Origin of the sequence: Anaerospora sp. (assembly GCF_032013335.1) — a bacterium.
Classification (GTDB): domain Bacteria; phylum Bacillota; class Negativicutes; order Sporomusales; family DSM-15969; genus Anaerospora.
In genome coordinates, this window is record NZ_DALZUO010000014.1 from 97,536 (window position 1) to 104,558 (window position 7,023).

Consider the following 7,023-nt stretch of genomic DNA (forward strand, 5'->3'; position numbering starts at 1 on the left):
AACGTAACATGTAGTCAATATTGTGCATACAATATCATAGCCCACCTCTCATTACTGTTGCCAGAGTGCCTGCAGCTATGCAGCCTCTGGTTTTTTTCTTCAATTTGCAACGGCGGCAGGACGTTCCCAGCAGTTAGGCCAGCTTTTCCCCTCATCGGGAACTGCTTTGTATAGTAGACAGTCGGAAGACGTAAGCTTTCCTCTTCACTGGACAAATTTATACCCCTATCACAAGCTGTCTAACTGGAAAACGGCTAGCCCAAAGCTACGTTACTAAGAAATAACCGCATCTACTGCCGCCTTTCAAACGAAGGCGGCTTTTTTGTTTTCCCGCCGCTGGTGCCCCGCCTTCCTATTGCCTCCCGGTTAGTGAAGAGGCCTACCGTGGCCGCGTCCCCTGGCCGCTCCTTAGCTAGCAGTCCTCACTTCCCCTTGAATTTCAATTGCGGCCCACAGCTTGGATGGCAGCGTAGCGTAGTTTCATTTCCTTCCTCTTGGTAAAATTAAATGTTGCATAATACAACCTTTGTAGCATACAATACAACTAAGGAGGTGAACTCATTATGAACGACAACTCACAAATTAAAACATTACGCCATGACATGAGGCTTCTAGCCCGCAAAATGGAGCTTATGACCAAAGGCGAAGCTAGTTGCTGCGGCATCACCCTAACTCAATGCCACCTCCTGACGGAAATTGGCTGGGCAGGTGCGGCATCGCTCAATACCCTCTCCGAACGTCTGGGCGTTGATAAGAGTACCATGAGCCGCAATATCGATATTCTGGTCAATAGCAATTTAGTCAGCAGAACAACGGACCCAGACAACCGGCGGGCCGTCACCATCACCTTAACTGACGAAGGTCAAAAGCTCTTCACACAAGTCGAAGCCAGCATGACGCAGTTCTACGAAACATTTTACAACGCCCTACCGGCTGACAAACGTAGTCAGATACTGGAAAGTCTGGAACTGTTGCTGACAGCCATCCCCGCCGGGCGCTGGTGCTAACCGGAAACGATACGTATTAAGGAGGCAAAACAATGGAACAGATTCGCGAAGAGGTAAGGAAAAAATATGCGGCCGCTATCACCGAAACCCAAAGCTGTTGCAGTGCTGATCGCTCCTGCAATCCGGTAACCGGTAACCTCTATCAGACTGCTGAACTGGATGGACTGCCAGCAGACCTAGTAGCTTCTTCTTTCGGTTGCGGCAATCCCACTATTCTGGCAACCCTTCATGCCGGTGAAACCGTACTCGACCTAGGAAGCGGCGCAGGCTTGGATGTGCTACTCTCCGCCAAGCGGGTTGGTTCCTACGGTAAAGCCTACGGCCTGGATATGACCGATGAAATGCTGGCAGTAGCCAGAGCTAACCAAAATCGTACTGGTATAAGCAACGCCGAATTTATTAAAGGCCATATTGAAGCCATTCCTCTGCCCGATCATTCCATTGACGTCATTGTCTCCAACTGCGTTATCAATCTTTCCGGCGACAAAGACCAAGTACTTGCCGAAGCATACCGGGTCTTAAAGCCCGGTGGCCGCCTAGCCGTATCCGACATCGTATTGACGCGGCCGTTGCCACCCAGCGTCCAACAAAGTCTATCCGCCTGGTCAGGTTGCGTCGCCGGAGCGTTAAGCGAAACGGATTACCGCCACAAACTCGAAACTGCTGGTTTTAACGATCTAGAAATAGTCACCACCCGCATCTATGATTTTACCGACGAGCGAGGCGCGCAATTCTTACCTGATCTGCAACCAGAGGACCGGCAGGCGCTCAACGGCTCACTAATTAGCGCCTTTATCCGGGCAAAAAAACCAGTTACTCCGTTAACTCCTGGTACTGACTTTATCTTACGCCCGGCTAAACCGGCTGATCTTACCGCCATCGAATGCCTGCTAGCTGCCAGTGGCCTCCCAACCGAAGGTGTGGCTGATCACTTACCTACCTTCTTTGTAGTCGACATGGGAGGTGTCGTTGGCGTCATCGGCCTAGAACTGGCCGGAAAGGACGCCCTCCTGCGTTCGTTGGCCGTGTCCGGCAGTCAACGTAAACAGGGCCTGGGTAGTGCATTATTTAATCATGCTGTTGACCAGGCCCGCCAGGTCGGAGCTACCACGGCCTATCTCTTAACCAACACGGCCGACCAATTTGTTGTCCGCTGGGGTTTTACCCCTATCAGCCGCGGCGAAATCCCGAATAGCCTGCTAACAGCCTCAGCCCTATCCACGGCCTGCCCAGATAGTTGCGCCTGCTTACAAAAAATACTGTAACCCACTATAAGTAACCAGTTACTTTTTCCTTCTGACATCTCTGTCTTATCAATAATCAATGAAATGGGAGCGATGAGTATATGAAAAAAATGCAAATATTTGAACCGGCCATGTGCTGCCCTACCGGCTTATGTGGCGTCGGTGTAGACCCTGAATTGCTCAGAATCTCTGCCGTACTCAATTCCTTAAAGAAAAACGGCATTAAAGTTGACCGCTTTAACCTGACTGATGCTCCAATGGAATTTGTCAATAATCAAGCTATCAATCAGTTTATTAATACACACGGTGTGGAACAACTTCCTGCTACCGTCGTTGAAGGTGAAATTGTCATCACCGGCCGCTATCCGACCAATAAGGATTTTATCGACATTCTTCAGATCTCAGCCGATGTCCTCGGAGAGGCCCCTGCTACAACCTGTGACAAACCGGAAGACGAAGGCTGCTGCGGTTGCAGCGACGGCAAATGCTGCTAATGAAGCATACCTTGTAAACAATCGGAGGTAAAGACCTATGAAACTGTTTAATCCCCAAGCCATCCCATTGACCAAATATCTGTTTTACACCGGCAAAGGCGGCGTGGGAAAGACATCAACAGCCTGCGCCACCGCCGTAACTTTAGCAGACAGCGGTAAACAAGTACTACTCATTAGCACCGACCCCGCTTCCAATCTGCAAGACGTATTTAGTACTGAGCTAACCGGACAAGGCGTTTCCATCGAGGCAGTTCCCGGCCTGGTGGTCGCCAACTTAGACCCTATCCAGGCGGCAGCCGAATATCGCGAAAGCGTCCTTGCCCCTTATCAGGGCAAACTCCCCGCGGCTGTGCTCGCCCATATGGCAGAACAGCTTTCGGGTTCCTGCACAGTAGAAATAGCTGCTTTCAACGAGTTCTCCCGCTTTATTACGGATGCAGCATTAGCACAGCAATACGATCACATTCTCTTTGATACCGCACCGACCGGTCATACCTTGCGCATGCTGCAACTGCCCTCCGCCTGGAGCAACTTCATCAGCGAGAACACACACGGCGCATCCTGCTTAGGTCAGCTGTCCGGCCTGGAAAGCAAAAAGGCCATGTATAAGCAAGCGGTAGAAACACTGGCCGACAGCCTCCAGACTACCCTCATCCTGGTATCCAGACCCGAAGTCTCCCCACTTAAAGAAGCGGCACGGGCCTCCCAGGAACTGGCCGAGCTTGGTGTTACTAATCAGGCCATGGTGATTAACGGTGTATTAGCTGCCTATGACGATAGTATTTCGGAAAGCTTGTACCGCAAACAACAACAGGCGTTAGCCACCATGCCCCCGGCGTTAGTTGCCCTTACCACCTATCATATACCACTCAGGGCTTATAATATTACCGGTATCGACAACGTCCGAGCCTTCCTGACCCAAGACCATGCTACACTGCGCGACGAAGTCATTCAGTCCCAATCCATTCCGAAACTCAGCGACGTGATTGAAGACCTTTACCGATCCAATAAAAAAGTAATCTTCACCATGGGCAAAGGCGGTGTCGGTAAAACCACCATGGCCGCAGCTATTGCCTTGGGCCTTGCTGCCAAGGGAAAAAATGTCCACCTTACCACGACTGATCCGGCTGCCCACCTACAGTTTGTAATCAGCAAAAGCACGAATATTACTACAAGCCGTATTGATGAGCAAACCGAACTAAAAAAATACCAGGAGGAAATCCTGGCAAAAGCTCGTGAGACCATGTCTGCCGAAGACGTTGCCTATGTAGAGGAAGATTTACGCTCCCCCTGCACCCAAGAAATTGCGGTCTTTCGGGCCTTTGCCCAGATTGTAGAAAAGGCAGAAGACGAAATCGTCGTCATTGATACCGCACCAACTGGCCACACCTTGCTGCTTTTAGATGCCACCCAAAGCTACCACAAGGAAATTGAGCGTACCCATGGAGACATCCCCGAAGAGGTAAAAAAACTGCTGCCCCGGCTGCGCAATGCCGCTGAAACTGAAGTCATCATTATTACCCTGGCCGAAGCCACGCCAGTATATGAAGCACTGCGCCTGGAGGAAGATTTAAAGCGTGCAGGCATTGCCACCAAGTGGTGGGTCATTAATGCCTCTCTCTACCGCACCGGAACGACTAACCGCCTGCTGGCAGCCAAGGCCAGTCATGAAATTGAATGGATTAACAAGGTCAACCAGCATGCTAACGGTCACTTTGCCGTCATTGCCTGGAGCGCTGCCGATATTAAGGATGAATTGCTGTTGACCTTATAAATAGCTAAAATCACCGATTAAATAAACACAGCGAACGCCGGGATAACCTCCCGGCGTTCGCTGTATTGCATTTAGGCGCGATCATCTTCATCCTCTTTTATTTTGAACTGTCTGGAATACTGGCTGTAGCCACCTGACAAATTCAAAACCTGTTGGAAACCGTGATTCAGTAAAATATTCTGCGTGGCGTTGCCAGTCACCCCTTTATTGCAATAGGTGACCGTCAGAGCGGCCGGATTAAGCGTTGCCAATTCTTCACGGATGCGTTCCTGCGGCAAATTGTGCGCTCCGGCTACATGACCAGCCTGATACTGCTTGGCTACGCGGGCATCGATCACTTGCACCGCTTCCCCTTGCTCCAGTTTTGTTTTAAGCTCGGCTGCCGTAATTAGGCCCCGTTGCCGCTCCAACGCATTTGTTAGCACCATACCAGCATACATAACCGGATCTTTAGTTGTGGCAAAAGGCGGCGCATAGGCCAAATCCAGATGGAACAAATCCTCTGCCTTCGCCCCGAAGGTAATAGCAGTTACCAGTACGTCCAGCCGCTTGTCTACGCCAGCCTTTCCGATGACCTGCGCCCCTAGCACCCTGCCGCTCACCCGGTCAGCCACCGCTTTCATGACCATTTCCTGCCCATGAAAATATTCCGGCTTGTCCGGCTTGATAATATGGCAAACTACGGCCTCATAACCTTCTCGCTTAGCCTCTTTCTCCGTCAATCCAGTCTGGCCTACTGCTAGGTCAAACACTTTAAAAATACCTGTGCCCAGACCGCCTCGGAAGGTTAAATTTCCACCGGATGCCTGATCACCGGCAATACGGCCCATCTTATTGGCCGTTGAGCCTAGCGGACGATAAAAAGGTTTGCCGGTAATGAGCGAGTAACTTTCCGCACAGTCGCCGCAGGCATATATGTCCTCGATATTTGTCTCCATCCGCTCATTGACCTGTATAGCACCGGTAGGCCCTAGCTCAACACCCGCCCGACGGGCCAACTCCACATTCGGTTGGACACCTGCCGCCAGAATAACCAAATCAGCAGCTAATTCTCGGCCGCTTTTCAGCACTACCTTGTTGACTAAAGGTATTCCCTCCAGACGTGTTACGGCATCCTGAACGATAAGTTCAACACCTTGCTGCTGTAAATAGTCGGCCACATATACGGCCATATCTGCATCTAGCGCTGGCATGACATGCTCCGCTACTTCCACCACGCTCACCCGGATACCGCGGGCCGTCAAATTCTCTGCCATTTCCATACCGATAAATCCAGACCCGACCACCACCGCCGTCTCTGGCTTGGCTGCCAATACCTGCTGACGGATGCGGTCGGAGCTTACCACATTGCGCAAATGAAACACGTTACCTTTGTCGCTGCCTGCAATCGGCGGACGCACGGCCTGCGCCCCACTGGCGATAATCAGCTTGTCATAGCTATCGCTAAACTGCTGCCCGGTCGCCAAGTTCTCCACCATCAGCGTTTTGGCCCGAGAATCAATCGCCAGTACCTGGTGGCCAGTCAACACATCCACATTGTATTTTTGCTTGAAAAACTGCGCATTGCGTGGAACCAACTGTTCCCGTTCCTCAATATCCGTACCGATATAATAAGGCAAGCCACAGCCTGAGTAAGAAACATCCTGATCGGCATCAAAAATAGTAATTTGCGCTGCTTCGTCATTTCGTCTTGCTTTGGCGGCCGCCGAAGTTCCTGCAGCCACCCCACCAATAATGACAATTTTCATGTGTTGCACTCCCTATAAAAATAATAGTAGTCCCGCTCTTAAAAGGTCCAGGCAATAACTGGGCGTCTATATTTTATATTGTATGATACAACGGTTGTATTGAGCAATACAAATTTAACACAGGGCAATGGGTCGGAGTATCACAATAACTATCAAGTATCCATTTTTTCCTGCTTTATCCGGACTGACAAAGAAGCAGCACGTTTGCAACGTACTGCTTCCTTACTACCAATCCAAATGACAACCAAGTCACGCCCTCGAATATCTCCAATAGATGGAACTGCCAGTGTGTTGGCCCCAATCGCAGCTTGCAAACTCTTAATTGCAGTCGCCCTCGGACCTAGCCAAACATCAACATTTAACCGTTTTACGCTTGTCATCCTCTTTTCTACGGCTGGAACCCTTGGTCGGCGGTTCTGCTAATTGCTCTTCTCGTATACAAGTTGAGCTACGTTTCCAAACGATTAGGCCACTCTGCTGTTCACGTTACATACAGCACCTATATCCACTCTATACCACTGGGAAAACGCGAAGCATTAAAAGAGCTAGAAAAGCGTTTTAAAAAGTAAAAATGTTTTATGTTGTTTGATGTTGTGCAATGCGATTAAACTATGCTCAAATATCCAAAATTTAACCTATTGGACACAACTATGGACAATAGGTTACATAAAAAGCGCCCCCACAATACCTGTGGAGGCGCTAATTCATTGGTGACCCACGTAGGAATCGAACCTACAACCTACTGATTAAGAGTCA

Annotated in this window: 6 protein-coding genes; 4 read left to right on the top strand and 2 right to left on the bottom strand. The window is 50.0% G+C overall.

The features are described 5' to 3' along the window. Positions 1-563: 563 nt before the first annotated feature. From RTR76_RS12815 to arsA, 4 genes are all read left to right on the top strand, one after another. Entirely contained in the window at positions 564-1,007 is a 444-nt protein-coding gene (locus tag RTR76_RS12815; protein ID WP_312521248.1) for a MarR family winged helix-turn-helix transcriptional regulator, read from the top strand. Positions 1,008-1,039: 32 nt separating this feature from the next. Further along, positions 1,040-2,272 (top strand): arsenite methyltransferase, encoded by a 1,233-nt coding sequence (arsM, locus tag RTR76_RS12820; RefSeq protein ID WP_312521250.1) that lies wholly within the window; start codon positions 1,040-1,042, stop codon positions 2,270-2,272. An 80-nt stretch (positions 2,273-2,352) separates the two neighbouring features. Further along, the gene (gene arsD, locus RTR76_RS12825) at positions 2,353-2,745 is read left to right on the top strand and encodes an arsenite efflux transporter metallochaperone ArsD (RefSeq protein ID WP_312521252.1); all 393 of its coding nucleotides are present in this window, start codon (positions 2,353-2,355) and stop codon (positions 2,743-2,745) included. A 37-nt stretch (positions 2,746-2,782) separates the two neighbouring features. After that, positions 2,783-4,519, top strand: coding sequence for an arsenical pump-driving ATPase (arsA, locus tag RTR76_RS12830; RefSeq protein ID WP_312521254.1), 1,737 nt, complete (start codon positions 2,783-2,785; stop codon positions 4,517-4,519). Between the two features lie 71 nt (positions 4,520-4,590). On the opposite strand, the gene RTR76_RS12835 is transcribed toward arsA, so the two are convergent. Beyond that, positions 4,591-6,267, bottom strand: coding sequence for an FAD-dependent oxidoreductase (locus RTR76_RS12835; protein WP_312521256.1), 1,677 nt, complete (start codon positions 6,265-6,267; stop codon positions 4,591-4,593). Positions 6,268-6,419: 152 nt separating this feature from the next. Beyond that, positions 6,420-6,647 (bottom strand): hypothetical protein, encoded by a 228-nt coding sequence (locus RTR76_RS12840; protein WP_312521257.1) that lies wholly within the window; start codon positions 6,645-6,647, stop codon positions 6,420-6,422. Positions 6,648-7,023: the final 376 nt, after the last annotated feature.